Annotated in this window: 14 protein-coding genes and 1 pseudogene; 11 read left to right on the forward strand and 4 right to left on the reverse strand. The window is 40.3% G+C overall.

Features of this window, described 5'->3' with window-relative positions; translation table 11 throughout:
* Window positions 1–12: 12 nt before the first annotated feature.
* A pseudogene (locus tag EAF07_RS03465) lies at window positions 13–441 on the reverse strand (aldo/keto reductase); the annotation flags it as partial.
* A gap of 183 nt (window positions 442–624) precedes the next feature.
* Here EAF07_RS03465 and EAF07_RS03470 point away from each other — a divergent pair.
* From EAF07_RS03470 to EAF07_RS03515, 10 genes are all read left to right on the forward strand, one after another.
* The gene (locus EAF07_RS03470) at window positions 625–1,191 is read left to right on the forward strand and encodes a hypothetical protein (RefSeq protein WP_121834902.1); all 567 of its coding nucleotides are present in this window, start codon (window positions 625–627) and stop codon (window positions 1,189–1,191) included.
* A gap of 201 nt (window positions 1,192–1,392) precedes the next feature.
* Window positions 1,393–1,767 carry a DUF1149 family protein gene (locus EAF07_RS03475; RefSeq protein ID WP_121834903.1) on the forward strand — a complete coding sequence of 125 codons (375 nt, stop codon included), beginning with the start codon at window positions 1,393–1,395 and terminating at the stop codon, window positions 1,765–1,767.
* Between the two features lies 1 nt (window position 1,768).
* Window positions 1,769–2,617 carry a DegV family protein gene (locus EAF07_RS03480; RefSeq protein WP_121834904.1) on the forward strand — a complete coding sequence of 283 codons (849 nt, stop codon included), beginning with the start codon at window positions 1,769–1,771 and terminating at the stop codon, window positions 2,615–2,617.
* Between the two features lie 109 nt (window positions 2,618–2,726).
* Window positions 2,727–3,497 carry a 4-hydroxy-tetrahydrodipicolinate reductase gene (gene dapB, locus EAF07_RS03485; protein ID WP_121834905.1) on the forward strand — a complete coding sequence of 257 codons (771 nt, stop codon included), beginning with the start codon at window positions 2,727–2,729 and terminating at the stop codon, window positions 3,495–3,497.
* On the forward strand, window positions 3,494–4,693 hold the full coding sequence (locus EAF07_RS03490) for a CCA tRNA nucleotidyltransferase (protein ID WP_121834906.1): 1,200 nt from the start codon (window positions 3,494–3,496) through the stop codon (window positions 4,691–4,693). Before dapB ends, EAF07_RS03490 begins: the two co-directional genes overlap by 4 nt.
* A 168-nt stretch (window positions 4,694–4,861) precedes the next feature.
* Complete coding sequence (locus EAF07_RS03495) at window positions 4,862–6,730, forward strand: ABC-F family ATP-binding cassette domain-containing protein (RefSeq protein WP_121834907.1); 1,869 nt, start codon at window positions 4,862–4,864, stop codon at window positions 6,728–6,730.
* A 4-nt stretch (window positions 6,731–6,734) separates the two neighbouring features.
* The gene (locus EAF07_RS03500; RefSeq protein ID WP_121834973.1) at window positions 6,735–7,208 is read left to right on the forward strand and encodes a GNAT family N-acetyltransferase; all 474 of its coding nucleotides are present in this window, start codon (window positions 6,735–6,737) and stop codon (window positions 7,206–7,208) included.
* Window positions 7,209–7,216: 8 nt separating this feature from the next.
* On the forward strand, window positions 7,217–7,684 hold the full coding sequence (locus tag EAF07_RS03505; protein WP_121834908.1) for an NUDIX hydrolase: 468 nt from the start codon (window positions 7,217–7,219) through the stop codon (window positions 7,682–7,684).
* Between the two features lie 652 nt (window positions 7,685–8,336).
* Window positions 8,337–10,076, forward strand: coding sequence for an ABC transporter ATP-binding protein (locus EAF07_RS03510; protein WP_121834909.1), 1,740 nt, complete (start codon window positions 8,337–8,339; stop codon window positions 10,074–10,076).
* A gap of 1 nt (window position 10,077) precedes the next feature.
* Window positions 10,078–11,859 (forward strand): ABC transporter ATP-binding protein, encoded by a 1,782-nt coding sequence (locus tag EAF07_RS03515; RefSeq protein WP_121834910.1) that lies wholly within the window; start codon window positions 10,078–10,080, stop codon window positions 11,857–11,859.
* A 181-nt stretch (window positions 11,860–12,040) separates the two neighbouring features.
* Here EAF07_RS03515 and EAF07_RS03520 read toward each other — a convergent pair whose 3' ends face one another.
* From EAF07_RS03520 to EAF07_RS03530, 3 genes are all read right to left on the reverse strand, one after another.
* Window positions 12,041–13,258: an aminoacyltransferase gene (locus tag EAF07_RS03520; protein WP_121834911.1), complete on the reverse strand. Its 1,218-nt coding sequence runs from the start codon at window positions 13,256–13,258 to the stop codon at window positions 12,041–12,043.
* On the reverse strand, window positions 13,252–14,067 hold the full coding sequence (gene yidA, locus EAF07_RS03525) for a sugar-phosphatase (RefSeq protein ID WP_121834912.1): 816 nt from the start codon (window positions 14,065–14,067) through the stop codon (window positions 13,252–13,254). Before yidA ends, EAF07_RS03520 begins: the two co-directional genes overlap by 7 nt.
* A 186-nt stretch (window positions 14,068–14,253) precedes the next feature.
* Entirely contained in the window at window positions 14,254–15,561 is a 1,308-nt protein-coding gene (locus EAF07_RS03530) for an HD domain-containing protein (protein WP_245962690.1), read from the reverse strand.
* 152 nt (window positions 15,562–15,713) lie between these two features.
* Between EAF07_RS03530 and EAF07_RS03535 the strand changes: the two genes are divergently transcribed.
* Entirely contained in the window at window positions 15,714–16,097 is a 384-nt protein-coding gene (locus tag EAF07_RS03535) for a YwiB family protein (RefSeq protein WP_121834913.1), read from the forward strand.
* Window positions 16,098–16,162: the final 65 nt, after the last annotated feature.

The following is a 16,162-nucleotide window of genomic DNA, read 5'->3' on the forward strand; positions in this document are numbered from 1 at the left end:
TTATGGCAAGAATTTTCCAGAAGTATAAAGTTGATCAAAGGCTTCTGCTACCTGCTCTGGCTCAAAAATCAAGTCAGGACGGTGTAGAAGCAGGGCATCAAGATAATCCGTCTGTAAGCGTTCCAAAATACGGTCAACGTTTGACAAGATATTTTCTTTTGTCCAATCAAATTCATTACGCTCGAATTGGAGGCCAACTTTTGATTGCAGGATGATGTCTTCGCGCTTGATACCAGTTAATTTAAAGGCATCACCAAAACGACGCTCAGCTTCCCCGTCATCACCATAACAGGTAGCGTGATCGAAAAAGTTAATACCATTTTCAACAGCGGTTGTAATCATTTTAGCAGCTGCTTCAACATCGAGAGCAGGCATACGCATGCAACCTAGGATAATATTAGAAACGTTTTGAGGTCCGTGTTTAACATTGAGAGTTTTCATGAGATTTTCTCCTTTCTTGAATCCGCTACCATTTTAACACTTTAGAGGTGGTCTAAGTCAAGAGAAAAATTGGTTTGTGACAAGCTTTTCATAGATTTTTACTAACTGCACTTAAAAGAAAGAACACTGAATACTGATTCTTTAAAGAGGAAATTCTAGAAACTTTTTGCTATAATTTTCCCTATGGAAAAATTAGTTAAAGACATTTACAAAGATCATGCTGAGATGCCTTATATTGCGCCTCAATATGAGGAAGAATTAATGAAAAAGCCGATTACTAAACGTCAGATGGAACGCACTGTAGAAGGATTTTTACCAGGTCATATCATTCTCTTGTGGCGGATCTCTTTTGGAACTTTTTTGACGACTTCATTTCGTCATAAGTATTTTTACACGACTTACGGCATCGATGCGGATAAGGAATTGGATATGCTTATTGAGACGGGCTACGTTCGGATTGAGACAGCCTTTGAGTCCCTACGTCACTTGCCTGCCGGTGACCTTAAAGAATTTTTAAAAGCCAAAGGAGTGGCAGGACTATCTAAGTTTAAGCGTAGCGATTTGGATGACAAAATGGCAGAGCAGTACACAGAAAAGGAATTATCTGCCCTATTTGAGTTGAGAAGCTATGCTTTGACCGAAAAAGGCAAAGCCCTTCTAGAAGTACATCCAGAGATTGTTGCTAAGCACCCACAGAAAAAACAGGACAAACGCATGAAACAGTTATTTCCGAATTATAGTACAGTTTAAAGTAGATACTCTCAATGCTTTTCCTATAGCAAAACAGCTCAATAATAAAACGTATTTTTGAAAAAGCCGAAAATTGAAATACAAAAAACTTTGCTTTCTTGCTAAAAATCTTTCATGCGATTGTCGTGCAGAAAAAATTCTGAGCTTTAATTTTCAAAGTATTCGTGGTATAATGGGAACAATAACGTCAAGGAGAAAACAATGGAAATTATTCGCGATAAAGAATTTGTCAATCAATTTCACTACGATGCCCGCAATTTGGAGTGGGAGAAAGAACACGGCACTCCAAAGTCTAAGGCAGAGGTAACGTTTCAGTTGATTAAACGCGATACAGAGGCTAATGAAACAGTCTTAGTTGCTCGCTTACAGTACATGATTGTCAAGGAAGAATTTGTGATTTCAGGAGTCATTTCACAAGGAAATCGCATCTTGAACCGTATCTTACAAGAACCAAGTGAACTTTCTCAAGAGGAAGTTCAAGATTTGGCAGCTCCTCTTTTGGATATGTTAAAACGCTTGACTTATGAAGTCACTGAAATCGCCTTGGATCGACCAGGTATTAATTTGGAGTTTTAAGATGAAATTAGCTGTAATTACGGATTCGTCAGTCTTTTTCCCAGAACAATTTAAAAAAGCTGATAATCTCTTTATTTTGGACATTCCTGTAACGATTGATGGAGACACTTATGTCGAAGGTGTTAACCTAACTGCTACAGAGTTTTATGAAAAAATGGCGGCTGCGCAAAATCTACCAATGACGAGCCAACCCTCTGTTGCGCAGTTAGATGAATTATTGTTTAAACTTGCCAATGAAAACTATACGCATGTTGTCGGGTTATTCTTGTCTAGTGGTATTTCAGGTTTTTGGGCTAATATCCAATACCTTATTGAAGAACATGAAGGTTTAACGATTGCTTTTCCGGATACAAAGATTACATCTGCTCCACTAGGAATGATGGTGATGAACGCACTTAATTGGGCAGAAGCTGGATTGAGCTTTGAAACCATTATGGACCGCTTACACCAGCAAATTGAGAAGACGTCTGCTTATATCATGGTGGATGACCTCAATCATTTGGTCAAAGGTGGGCGCTTGTCAAATAGCTCTGCTATTCTCGGTAACCTTTTGTCAATTAAACCGATTCTCTATTTTGATGAAACAGGGAAAATCGTTGTTTATGAGAAAGTTAGAACAGAGAAAAAGGCTGTTAAACGCTTGATTGATGTGATGGTGAAACTGTCTGAAGATGGTTCTTACGATGTGATGATTATTCACGGAAATGCGGTTGAAAAGGCGAATTCACTTTACGAACAATTAACAACAGATGGTGTAACAAATCTTTCAATTGCAACCTTTGGTTCTGTGATTGGAACGCATTTGGGTGAGGGCGCTATTGCTCTGGGTGTGACACCACACTTTGACTAATAAAGCCATTTTACCTAGGTAAATCTACTATTTCTATCAAAAAGAGAAGATTGAGATATTTTTTGCCCAGTCTCTTAGGTTGCTTTCGATTGTAAAAGAAGGAGAGTTTATGAAAATCAAGGTCATTATTGCTGGTTTTAAAGGAAAGATGGGATCAACTGCGGTTGATATGGTCACACAAGATCAGGAACTTGAATTAGTAGGCCTCCTTGATCCTTTTGCGACCGAACAAGATGTCAATGGCGTTCCAGTGTTTACTACCAAGGAAGACTTGATTGGCTTGCAAGCAGACGTATGGGTGGATTTTACCATGCCAAAAGTTGCTTATGACAATACTCGCTTTGCCTTGGAACAGGGATTTGCTCCAGTCGTTGGGACCACGGGTTTTACGGAGGAACAGATTGCAGAGCTTATCGCCTTATCCGCAGAGAAAAAGCTGGGTGGTCTCATTGCTCCTAACTTTGCCATTGGTGCAATTCTTCTGATGGAATTTGCAGCTAAAGCCAGCAAATATTTTCCTGACCTTGAAATCATTGAACTGCATCATGATAAGAAAAAAGATGCGCCTTCTGGAACAGCCATAAAAACTGCAGAATTGATTCGTGAGGCACGTTCTTATAAAACACAGGGTGTTGCTGACGAAGAAGAACTCATTGAAGGAGCGCGAGGAGCAGAATTTGACGGTTTTCGCATCCATAGTGTGCGCCTCCCAGGTCTTGTGGCCCACCAAGAAGTTATTTTTGGTGCCCAAGGTGAAGGGTTGACGCTTCGTCATGATTCTTATGACCGCAGTTCCTTTATGAGTGGGGTCAATTTGGGCATCAAAGAAGTGGTCAAGCGCAAAGAACTTGTTTACGGATTGGAAAAGTTATTATCATGAAATTAGAAACAATGCCTTCTGACTTTCAGAAGGCTTTACCCTTATTAAATAAGATTAAAGAAGCAGGGTTTGAAGCCTATTTTGTGGGTGGGAGTGTGCGTGATGTCTTGTTAGGTCGTGACATTCATGATGTGGATATCGCCACATCGTCTTATCCTGAAGAAACGAAGCGGATTTTTGAACGTACCGTTGATATTGGGATTGAACACGGAACGGTTTTGGTACTTGAAAATGGTGGTGAGTATGAGATAACAACTTTTCGTACCGAAGATGTTTATGTTGATTACCGTCGCCCACAATCTGTGTCCTTTGTGAGATCGCTAGAAGAGGACCTCAAGCGCCGTGATTTTACAGTCAATGCGTTTGCTTTGGATGAAAATGGCAAAGTCATTGACCTTTTTAATGGTTTAACTGACCTTGATAACAAGCTGCTAAGGGCTGTTGGTCAGCCAGAGGAGCGTTTTAATGAGGATGCCCTAAGGATTATGCGAGGATTACGCTTTGCGGCGACCCTCAATTTTGACATTGAGAGGGCAACCTTTCAGGCGATGACGACCCATGCACCCTTGCTTGAAAAGATTTCCATTGAGCGTTCCTTCATTGAATTTGACAAGTTGTTGATGGCTCCGCATTGGCGCAAAGGCATTGAAGCACTCCAAGCGACAAAAGCCTACCAGTACCTTCCTGATTTGGCTGATACGTTTGAAAAATGGCAGAGCTTACTGGATAAGATGTCTGAGGACTTTGTCTTTACCAGTTCAGAGCAAGCATGGGCAACTCTGATATTGGCGCTAGCCATTAGAGAACCAAAGCATTTCCTCAAAAAATGGAAAACGTCAGTTAATTTCCAAAAAGATGTCGAGCGCATTGTCCAAGTGTTTAACTACCGCCTAAACAATGAGCTAACGAAAGAACAAGTTTATGCTTATGGTAAAAAGGTCATTGTATTGGCAGAAGAACTGCGTCAAGCCCAAGGTCTGCCTGTTGATTTTGCGAAAATTGAGAGTCTCGATCAAGAGCTTGTGATTCATGATAAGCACGAAATTGTGGTTAACGGTGGAATGCTGATCAAAGAATTGGGACTGAAACCTGGACCAGATATGGGACGATTGTTGACTGCCGTTGAAAAAGCAATCGTCATCGGTGACTTAGCAAATGAGAAAAAGGCTATTTTTGACTTTATTGAGCAACTGTAAGAGGGGAGTAGAAATCACATTTTCATGGTTTTGACTTATCCAGCTCTCTCATTATCCAGCTCAGTCTAGCGTTATCCACTGGACAAGTTTGCTCCCAAAAACCTTTAGCACCAGATAAGTGCTGATTGATAAACGACTAAATGACATAAAAGAAAATAGGAAGATAGCATGTCTGATTTTATTGTTGAAAAATTAACCAAATCTGTTGGAGATAAAACCGTCTTTAAAGAAATTTCCTTTATTCTCCACGATTTAGACCGTGTGGGAATTATTGGGGTAAATGGGACTGGTAAGACAACCTTATTGGATGTGATTTCAGACCGTATTGGCTACGATGGGGATATTTCTCCCTTTATCAAGAGTAATGATTACAGCATTGCTTATTTGACTCAGGAACCTGAGTTTGACGATAGCAAGAGTGTTTTGGATACGGTACTGTCATCAGACCTGCGTGAAATGGCTCTGATTCGTGAATACGAGCAGCTGATGCTGGCTTATTCTGAGGAAAACCAAGCCCGTTTGGAAAAGGTTATGGCAGAAATGGATAGTCTTGATGCTTGGACCATTGAGAGCGAAGTTAAGACGGTTCTTTCAAAACTTGGCATTATGGATTTAACCACAAAGGTTGGAGACCTTTCGGGTGGCTTGAGACGCCGTGTTCAACTGGCACAGGTTCTCCTTGGTGATGCTGATTTGTTATTATTGGATGAGCCGACCAACCATCTGGATATTGACACCATTGCTTGGTTGACCAATTTCTTGAAGAATAGTAAAAAAACGGTACTCTTTATCACCCACGACCGCTATTTCTTGGACAATGTGGCGACCCGTATTTTTGAATTGGCTGATAGTCAATTGACAGAGTACCAAGGAAATTATCAGGACTATGTCCGATTGCGTGCTGAACAGGACGAGCGTGACAGTGCAACTCTTCATAAGAAAAAGCAACTCTACAAACAAGAATTAGAGTGGATGCGACGTCAACCTCAAGCCCGTGCGACCAAGCAACAAGCTCGTATCAATCGTTTCCATGATTTGAAAAAAGAGGTACATCAAGGCACAAGTGCTGAGGATTTGGAAATTACCTTTGAAACCAGTCGTATCGGTAAAAAGGTGGTTAACTTTGAAGATGTGAGCTTTTCATATCCAAACAAACCGATTTTAACTGATTTTAACCTGATTATTCAAAACCGTGACCGCATCGGTATTATTGGAGATAATGGTGTTGGGAAATCGACTCTTCTTAATTTGATTAACGGTGACTTGCTGCCAACATCTGGGAAATTAGATATTGGTGAGACCATCCGTGTCGGCTATTTTTCACAAAATCTTAAGGATATGGATGAAAGCAAGCGTGTCATTTCTTATTTGCAAGAGGTTGCTGATGAAGTTAAGACAACGGTTGGGACAACTAGTATTTCTGAATTGCTAGAGCAGTTTCTTTTCCCACGTTCGACACATGGCACGCAGATTGCTAAGCTGTCAGGCGGTGAGAAAAAACGTCTCTATCTCCTTAAAATCTTGATTGAGAAACCAAATGTCTTACTTCTAGACGAGCCGACCAACGATTTAGACATTGCAACCTTGACTGTCTTAGAAGGTTTCCTAGCTGGATTTGCTGGTCCCGTTATCACCGTTAGCCACGACCGTTATTTCTTGGATAAGGTGGCCAATAAGATTTTGGCATTTGAAAATGGTTCTATTAGAGAATTTTTTGGGAACTATACAGATTATCTCGATGAGAAGGCTTTTGAGCAAGAAAGCTCTGCCATTTCCCAAAAGAAAGAAGTCATCAAAGAAGAGAAGCCAAAGGCTGAGAAAAAGCGGATGTCCTACTTTGAGAAGCAGGAGTGGGCTGGGATTGAGGCTGAGATTGAGGCTTTGGAAAATCGGATTGCGGAGATTTCAGAGGAGATGCAGACTTGTGGCAGTGATTTTACAAGGCTTAGCGATTTGCAAAAGGAACTGGATGCCAAGAATGACCAGTTGCTTGAAAAATATGAGAGGTATGAGTATTTAAGCGACTTGGAGGGATAAAATGCTGGTATTAAGAGCGATTGAGGTGCAAGATAACCCTGCGGTGGCTCAGCTTATCCGTACCTCCCTTGAAGAGTTTGGTCTTGATAAACCTGGAACGGCTTATTGTGATCCACAGCTGGATAATCTTAGCGCCTACTATGCTCATCTTGACCGTGCGGCTTATTTTGTGATAGAAGAATCTGGAGAAATCGTTGGTTCGGGAGGTTTTGCTCCTATTTCTAGGGACATCGCAGAGCTTCAGAAATTATATGTTGCTTCAAACCAAAGAGGCAAAGGGATTTCTAGCCGTATTCTCAAAAAAATTTTTGCAGAAGCGAAAAAAGAAGGTTATCAGAAACTATACCTAGAAACCGCCAATGAATTATCGGCAGCCGTTGCCGTCTATGAACATTTTGGATTTAAACGCTTAGAAAAGCCTCTCCCAAATGAGGCAGGGCACACGGCAATGGATATTTGGATGCTAAAAAGTTTGTAGGAGAAGAAATGGTACATTTAAAACATTTTGGTGTTTATGGCATTTGTATTCGTGAGGGAAAGTTACTCTGTGTGCGTAAAAATCGAGGTCCCTATACGGGGCGATATGACTTGCCAGGAGGAAGCCAAGATAGTGGAGAAAGTTTACTTGATACTCTAAAACGTGAGATGCTAGAAGAGACTGGTTTTCAGGTGTTATCTGCTGTTAATAACCGTATCTTTGATACCTTTGTACAGCCTGAGGGAGAAGAAAATGTGACCCACCATATTTTTGCGGTTTATGATGTTGAACTTGATGACAGCTCTGCTATTACTATTGCTGAAACCATTGATGATGGAGATAAAAATGACTCCGCAGGGATTGTTTGGGTAAAGCTTTCAGAACTGACAGAGAGTAATGCTTCGCCTTTGATACTCAAGATTCTCGCTCCGGATCTTGAGGCTAGTCATTACCCAAACTGGCATGTTTTAAGCTAGAAATAGCCCCAATTTTCTGGTATAATAATGAGCATTAAAGCACAATCTGTGCTTTTTCTTGTCTACGATTTAGGAGATTATAGTTATTTATCTGTTGTGCTAGTTAAATTTATTTCAATAGATTTACTTTACAAATAATAGAATTATTTGAAGATAACATGTTAGTAATATCTGAGCTATTTAGGTTTATCATATAAGTGTCTCTTGAACAGTATAGCTATATGAAATAATAATTAGTAGGACGACGAAGTCGCCCATCTAGTACTTTCCGCAGTGGTGAAAACACAAAAACTTTTAAGTGTTGGTGTGAAGGGGGTGAAAATGTCCAGTGGACAATTTCAGCCTAAGCTTAGAAATTAGGAAGCGAAGGAGACCTAGACTTGCCCAAAAGGAATGGAACTCCGGAGGAGGTTTTGATGCTGACTTGGCCAGCTTCATTTCCCACCTTCAAAGGTCTCCCAGACCTTTGAAGCGCCCCCACCACATTAGGATAAGTGCTAACAAAAAGTTATATTTAAACAACTATAATTTAAGGAAAGGAAAAAACACGAACTTTGGAAGTGCCAGTGACTAACTGTGATGGGCTATCTAATGGTTTAAATCAGTTTGTGATATTGCACTTATCGGTTCAAGTTTGATAGGTAATATAAGAATGCAGTTAATTTGGTCTTATCTCAAATCAAAATACAAGTGGTTGGCTCTGGATTTGCTAGGAGGCTTCCTTTTTGTTGTTGTTAACTTGGGAATGCCAACTATTCTCGCTCGCATGATTGATGATGGGATTACGAAAAACAATCCTGATCAGCTCACCTACTGGGCGATTGTCATGTTTGTGATTATTGTTCTTGGGATTATTGGTCGTGTGATTCTTGCCTATGCGGCTGGAAAACTCACCACGACGATGATTAAAGAATTGCGTACAGACATGTATGCAAAATTGCAGAGCTATTCCCACAATGAATATGAAAGGATTGGGGTGTCATCACTTGTGACGCGTATGACCAGTGATGCTTATGTTTTGATGCAGTTTGCAGAGATGTCCTTGCGAATGGGTGTCGTGACACCTATGATGATGATTTTCTCGGTTGTCATGATTTTGATGACAAGTCCTAGTCTGGCTTGGACGGTAGCGGTCTTTCTGCCATTTTTAGTCGCAGTTGTGACTTATGTGGCTGTTAAAACTCGCCCGCTTTCTAAACAGCAGCAACAGACACTAGATAAAATCAATCAGTATGTTCGTGAAAATTTAATGGGTTTGCGCGTGATTCGTGCCTTCTCACGTGAGGAATTTCAAGAGGAGCGTTTTGCTGGTCAAAATGACGAATATGCGACCATTTCTAAAAAGCTATTCACCCTGACTGGTTTGACAGAGCCTCTCTTTGTGCAGATTATTATTGCCATGATTGTAGCGATTGTTTGGTTTGCTTTGGCTCCTTTGGCAAAGGCAGAGCTACAAATTGGAGATTTAGTTGCCTTTATCGAGTACGCCTTCCATGCCCTCTTTTCATTCTTGATGTTTGCTAACCTCTTTACCATGTACCCTCGTATGGCGGTGTCAGCGAGTCGTATTCAAGAAGTGATGGACATGCCAATCTCAATCTCAGAAAATCCTAATGGGGTTACTCAGACTGAGACCAAAGGTTATTTGGAATTTGATAATGTGACCTTTGCCTATCCAGGTGAAACTGAAAGTCCTGTGCTACACAATATCTCCTTCAAGACAAAACCAGGTGAAACCATTGCCTTTATCGGGTCAACGGGTTCTGGAAAATCAAGTTTGGTGAACCTCATTCCACGTTTTTATGATGTAACACTAGGGAAAATTTTAGTAGATGGAGTGAATGTTAAGGATTACAATCTAAAGGCTCTTCGTCAGAAAGTAGGTTTTATCCCTCAAAAAGCTCTGCTATTTACCGGAACCATCGAAGAAAACTTAAAATACGGTAAGCAAGATGCCACGGTTTCTGAACTTGATGAAGCGACCAGCGTCTCTCAGGCAAAGGAATTTATTGAGAGTCGTGAAGAAGGTTACGAAACCCATCTTGCAGAGGGGGGAAGTAACTTATCTGGAGGGCAAAAGCAGCGCTTATCAATCGCACGTGCCGTGGTTAAAAAGCCAGATATCTATATCTTTGATGACTCCTTCTCAGCCCTTGACTATAAGACGGATGCCGAACTTCGTCGCCGCCTCAAAGAGGTGACCGAAGATGCGACAGTGCTTATCGTGGCACAGCGTGTCGGAACCATTATGGATGCCGATCAAATTATTGTCCTTGATAAAGGTGAGATTGTGGGACGTGGTACCCATGATGAGCTCATGCAGACCAATGACATCTACCGTGAAATTGCCAATTCACAGCTGAATAATCAATCATTGACGGAGGAGGGATAAGATGAAAACACCTAAAAATCAATCCGTATTTTTACGTTTGTGGAGCTACTTAAAGGTTTATAAAACCTCACTCTTCCTAGCTGTCTTCCTTAAAATCATGGCTGCGGTGATGAATGTTTTGGAACCTTTTGTATTGGGACTGGTTATTACAGAATTAACACAAAATCTTTTAGATATGAGTGCTGGTGTGGAAGGGGCAGCTATTAACACGACCTACATTTTCTGGGTTCTGGTTATCTATGCTATTCGTGCCTTTTTCTATGAGATTGGTGCCTACGGTTCTAACTATTACATCACTCGAACGGTACAAAATAGTATCAAAGATCTTCGCAATGATTTGAGTGAAAAAATCAATCGTATTCCTGTTTCTTATTTTGACAAGCACCAATTTGGAGACATGCTAGGACGCTTTACATCAGATGTTGAGACAGTGTCAAATGCCTTGCAACAATCTTTCTTACAGATTGTCAATGCGATGATTTCCATCACACTTGTTGTGGCGATGGTGCTTTACCTCAATGCTCAATTAGCGATTGTGGTTATCCTTAGCATTCCTTTGACTTATGTGACTGCGCAAGCCATTCTCAAAAAATCTCAGCCTTATTTCAAGCGACAGGCCAAGGTTTTGGGGGATATGAACGGATTTGTTCAGGAAAATTTGACAGGTTTTAATGTCTTAAAACTTTACGGGCGTGAAGAAGCATCTGCAGCAGAATTTGCAAGAATCACCGATGAATTACAGGATGTTGGCTTCAAAGCTAGTTTCATGTCTGGAATCATGATGCCTGTCCTTCATGCTATCTCAGATATGGCATATCTGATTGTAGCAGTCCTTGGTGGGCTTCAGGTAATGGCTGGTAAAATGGCAATTGGTAATATTCAAGCCTTTGTTCAATATACCTTCCAACTCGGACAACCGATTCAAACCTTAACCCAGCTAGCAGGTATTCTCCAATCAGCCAAATCTTCTTTAGAACGTATTTTTGAAGTCTTGGATGAAGCTGATGAAGCAAGTACCGTTTCCGAGCACTTGACTAAGGACTTGACAGGTCAAGTGAGCTTTAAAAACGTTAACTTCCAATATGTTGAAAACAAACCTCTCATCCGTGACTTTAACCTAGAAGTTAAGCCTGGTGAAATGGTCGCTATTGTCGGACCTACTGGAGCAGGTAAGACTACTTTGATCAATCTTCTCATGCGTTTCTATGATGTGACAGATGGTGCGATTACCGTTGATGGACATGATATTCGTAACCTGTCACGACAAGAATATCGCCAGCAATTTGGGATGGTTCTTCAAGACGCTTGGCTTTATGAAGGAAGTATCAAAGAAAACCTTCGCTTTGGTAATCTTGAAGCAACTGACGAGGAAATCATTGAAGCAGCCAAAGCAGCTAACGTGGATCATTTCATCCGTACCCTACCAGGCGGTTACAATATGGAAATGAACCAAGAGTCATCAAATATTTCACTTGGACAAAAACAACTCTTGACCATTGCGCGTGCGCTTTTAGCTGATCCGAAAATTTTGATTTTGGATGAAGCCACATCATCAGTAGACACACGCTTGGAATTATTGATTCAAAAAGCCATGAAACGCTTGATGCAAGGTCGCACCAGCTTTGTCATTGCCCACCGCTTATCTACCATTCAAGAGGCAGATAAAATTCTGGTCCTTAAAGATGGACAAATTATTGAGCAAGGAAACCATGACAGCTTGCTTGCTGATAAAGGTTTCTACCATGACCTTTATATGAGTCAGTTCTCAGAAAAGGAAGCTTGAGTAAAAAAGAATCGCTTGACCAAACGGTCAGGCTCTTCTTTTTAGTGCCCCAAAACTGATATGTGACCGTAGTTTTATCTAACGTGTCGTAGACTAGCTAGAACTGACTTTATATGATATAGCAAAATAAGCCCTCACTAAGCATAAGTGAAGGCCTATTTTGGTGCATTTGGGTTCTTTTTTAACCTCCGCGACGTAATTGCTTACGTAGTTTGTAGGCAAGATTTGAGAGGTGATATAAGAGAGTGTTAACAGGAAGGTTGAACTCTCCGATAAATTCCTCAATAGTAGGATTGAATTTTGATTTAAAGTGATAGAGACCACCTTCAAGTTGGTTTTCAATTCCCCCCATATTTTGGCTAGATATTCCCAATTCAAAGGCATGGTTCATGGTTTCATACCAAGTGAGAACAGGAGCGTTGAATTGTTTAAAGGTGTCGTCCATACCAGCGTATAAATTTTCAGATGTGCTCCCGAAATTGAGTGAAAGGGTTGCTGCTAATGGAAGAGTTGTTTGTCCCTTTTCATAGAAGCTTTGGAAGAAATCAAGTTCCTTTTCGAGACGTTTTTGGTTCTCTTGATTTTCCTTTAGTTTTCCTGGGGATGTTTTTTCGCTAAATCTAGAAAAATCTACTTGAGCTTTAGTGAGCTGAGTGTGAAGAAGTTCTATTTTTTTAGAAACATCAATTTGTACTAGGGTAATAAATGAATCTTCTGGATAGGTATCAATCAATTTCTCATAATAAGTAAGATTACGTAAATTAATCTGCTTACGGCTCTCTGTTTTTTTCATTAGTTCTGCAAATGTAGGGAGCAATTCAGCACCACCAAATATGACTTCTAGTCCCTTATTTCGTGCAGTTCTAATTTCTTGCTTAGTTCGTTTAGGAAGACTATCTAGAGAGAAGTTTTTAGCGTAAACATTAGCCTGAAAGCGTGGCTGGATATTCTCAGCAATATCTTGAGTTCTGCCACCCCAATCAGCACCAAGGTTTTGCAGAAGTTGTACAATGGCTAAACTGTCAATATTGTCATGGCGGCTATTGTCATCTTGAAAGGCTTGAAGATGGATGTTAGGGTCAAACTTGATAAAGAGCGCACGCTTTTTCTTACCAAATGCCTTTAGAGATGACATAACAAAGCTAACGAGTTCTTTGTCTGAGTAATCCATAACAGGACCACGAGGAATATAAAGCATGGTAAAGCCTAGTGGAAGTGGCTTGATGAGGATACTGGCTGACGCAACCAATTCTCCATTTCGATAAAAACCAATACGCTCGTTATCCCAGTTATCTTTTATTTTTGCCCAGTTTGAACTCTGCAATAAATTCGCTTGATGACTTGATTTGACAAAATCGTCATGTTCTTGGGCAGAAATGCCAATTTTATAGGTTAACATGATTTCAACACCCACTCACGAATAGCGTAGGCTACTCCACTTTCATTATTTGATTTGGTGATGTGTTTAGCGAGAGCTTTTACACTGTCAACTCCATTTTCCATGACAACAGGTATGCCAACAACTTCAAGCATGGCACGATCGTTTTCTTCGTCGCCGATGGCCATTGTTTCTTCCATTGAAATGCCCAATTTTTCAGCGAGGTGAATAATAGCAGAGCCCTTGCTGGCAGTTTTATTGATAATTTCAAGATAAAACGGTTTAGATTTGACAATGGTGTATTTGTCGTAAAAGGTTTGAGGGATTTTAGCAATAGCAGCATCTAGAATTTCAGGTTCGTCAATCATCATGATTTTGACAATCTCTTTATCAGTCATCTCCTCAGGCGTGCGGTAAAAGACTGGCATTCCAACAAGTGTCGCTTCATGAATGGTGTATTTACCAATATTTCGGTTAGCTGTGTAAATACCTTCCTTAGTAATGGCGTGCATGTGGACCCCTAGTTGACGACTGAGGTATTCAATTTCTAAATAGTCCTCATAAATCAGAGCATCTTTCACGATGTCTTGTCCTGTTGCTGTATCTTGAACGAGGGCACCGTTAAAAGTAATGACATAGTCTCCCTCATCTTTGAGATTGAGTTCGGTTAGCAAGTCTTGAACACCGGCAATTGGGCGTCCCGTTGTGATAACGACTTTTACGCCTTGTTTTTTAGCTTCTTGCACAGCTTCAAAAACTTCTGGAGTGATTTTACGGTCATCAGTAATTAATGTTCCGTCAATGTCGACAGCGACCAATTGAATTGTCATAATATTTCCTCTTCTTATAAACATAGCATATTTTCAACTTACTATTTTACTAAAAATGAGAATATTTGTCATTGAATAATGTTGCCGAATCGCCAGTGATAATAAATAGAAAACTCCTAAAACCATATCAATGAAAGAATGGTTTTAGGAGTTTTTATAGCCGATTAAGATTTAACTGAAAGATATTTAATCTGAAATTTTTAAACTTGAAAAATGTCCGTCTGAAATACAGGAGAGAAAAACTTCTTTGTCAGCAATAAAAAGGTCGTCTTTTATCATCATATCTTTTGGGAAATAGAAACGTTGGTCGCCAAATGTTGACCCAGAAAGTGCAGAAACAAGTGGTGATAGGCTAGAGAGTTCGGCAAGTTTCCCATTTTTTTGGAGAATTTCAATTTGTGTTCGAGGTTTTTTACTTTCTGGTCGATAAATGTCGTAAGGAAGGTCAAAATTGTGGTGCTCTGCTGTGTAGTAGTCTGAATCAAAACCAACAGCTGTTACTAACTCCCTCAATAAATCAAGCTGCTCTGCGCTAGCTTTGTCAAAAGTAACTGAAGCAAATAATTGACGTCTAATAAATCGGCTGGCAAGATCTGCTAAAATCTTATCTTCACTGGTCATCCATGCCTGAAAATAGGTGTTAAGAACACCGTCATCAAGAAGCAAGTAGTCTGAGAGTGTTGCTGTTTCTTCAAAAAAAGGTAAAAGTAGTGGCGATGTTTTTGCGAAGAAACTAGGCTCCTGAGTATAGAGACGGCGAGCTCTCTTGAGAAGATTTTGTAAAAGGACTTCAATGGCACGGCTGGCAGGATGGAAATAAACTTGCATATACATTTGATAACGACTGACAAGATAGTCTTCAACGGCGTGCATACCCGTGATATCAAATACAATACCATCTGGGTTAGGTCGCATGCTGGTTAAAATTCTCGTTAAATCAAATTGCCCATAATTAGTTCCTGTATAATAAGAATCTCTAAGCAAATAGTCCATGCGGTCACAGTCAATTTGGCTGGAAATGAGCTGCACGACTTGTTTATTAGGATAAGTATGATTGATGACACTAGCGACCTTGTCTGGAAAGTCAGGAGACACGCGACGTAATACGGCATTGATTTCCGTTTGTGGACTGGTGATAATCTCCTGTCCCATGGCTTCATGGTCCGTCTCGAAAAGAAGTTCGAAGGTATGGGAATAAGCCCCGTGACCAATATCATGCAACAGCGCAGCAGCCATTGTCAAGAGGGATTCTTCTGAATTCCAAAGGTTTGAATAATGGGTTTCAAAATGCTCAGTGATACGTCTTGCAATATCGTAAACACCGAGGCAGTGTGAAAAACGATTGTGCTCAGCACCATGAAAGGTAAAACTGGTAGTAGGTACCTGTTTGATGCGACGCAAGCGCTGAAATTCAGCAGTATTGGTTAAATCATAGATGATGTGATGATTAATGTGAATGTCATTATGAACGGGGTCTCTAAAAATCTTGTCCATGACCGTGCTCCCTTGAGTTGATACAAATTTATTGTAGCAAAAATTGTGCATTTTGTCAGAAATTGGTAAAATGGCTATAGTAATCGAAAGAAGGGATGTTAAAGCCATAAACAGGCATAAGAACACTCTTATGACCGTTTGTGAAGAGGTATATGAAAATTACGATAAAAAATAAGATTCAAATGGGAAGTGAGACAGAACTAATTCATGAAGAGCATCAGGGTGAATTAACCATAAAAGGGGATTACCATTACTTGGTTTATCAGAATGAAGAAGCTGAAAAGGTTGTTCTGAAGTTTAAATTGGATGAACTCTTGATGACACGTTTTTCAAAACCGCAGTCGTTGATGCGTTTTGTGGCAAATGAGCTAGCTCTTTGTTCCATTCCAACTCCAATGGGAACGCAAAAAATGGTGACAAAGACCCATCACTTTGAATTAAGTCAGGATGTGTTAACCTTGTCTTATGAGTTGTTACCACATGCGGAATCTGAAGATGCTTTAGCGACTTATCAGATAAGCATTTCGTGGCTCTAGGAAGAATAGAGTGTTTAGTCATTATCAAAATAGAAAGTGAAGAGCGTTGGGTATGAGAATGATGC

The sequence above is a fragment of the Streptococcus hillyeri genome (genome assembly GCF_003686955.1).
Lineage (GTDB): Bacteria > Bacillota > Bacilli > Lactobacillales > Streptococcaceae > Streptococcus > Streptococcus hillyeri.

Bases quoted from the DNA above. Each gene is read 5' to 3' on its own strand.
- EAF07_RS03470 (WP_121834902.1), top strand. From the start codon at position 625: ATGGAAAAATTAGTTAAAGACATTTACAAAGATCATGCTGAGATGCCT.
- EAF07_RS03475 (WP_121834903.1), top strand. From the start codon at position 1,393: ATGGAAATTATTCGCGATAAAGAATTTGTCAATCAATTTCACTACGAT.
- EAF07_RS03480 (WP_121834904.1), top strand. From the start codon at position 1,769: ATGAAATTAGCTGTAATTACGGATTCGTCAGTCTTTTTCCCAGAACAA.
- dapB (WP_121834905.1), top strand. From the start codon at position 2,727: ATGAAAATCAAGGTCATTATTGCTGGTTTTAAAGGAAAGATGGGATCA.
- EAF07_RS03490 (WP_121834906.1), top strand. From the start codon at position 3,494: ATGAAATTAGAAACAATGCCTTCTGACTTTCAGAAGGCTTTACCCTTA.
- EAF07_RS03495 (WP_121834907.1), top strand. From the start codon at position 4,862: ATGTCTGATTTTATTGTTGAAAAATTAACCAAATCTGTTGGAGATAAA.
- EAF07_RS03505 (WP_121834908.1), top strand. From the start codon at position 7,217: ATGGTACATTTAAAACATTTTGGTGTTTATGGCATTTGTATTCGTGAG.
- EAF07_RS03510 (WP_121834909.1), top strand. From the start codon at position 8,337: ATGCAGTTAATTTGGTCTTATCTCAAATCAAAATACAAGTGGTTGGCT.
- EAF07_RS03515 (WP_121834910.1), top strand. From the start codon at position 10,078: ATGAAAACACCTAAAAATCAATCCGTATTTTTACGTTTGTGGAGCTAC.
- EAF07_RS03520 (WP_121834911.1), bottom strand. From the start codon at position 13,258: ATGTTAACCTATAAAATTGGCATTTCTGCCCAAGAACATGACGATTTT.
- yidA (WP_121834912.1), bottom strand. From the start codon at position 14,067: ATGACAATTCAATTGGTCGCTGTCGACATTGACGGAACATTAATTACT.
- EAF07_RS03530 (WP_245962690.1), bottom strand. From the start codon at position 15,561: ATGGACAAGATTTTTAGAGACCCCGTTCATAATGACATTCACATTAAT.
- EAF07_RS03535 (WP_121834913.1), top strand. From the start codon at position 15,714: ATGAAAATTACGATAAAAAATAAGATTCAAATGGGAAGTGAGACAGAA.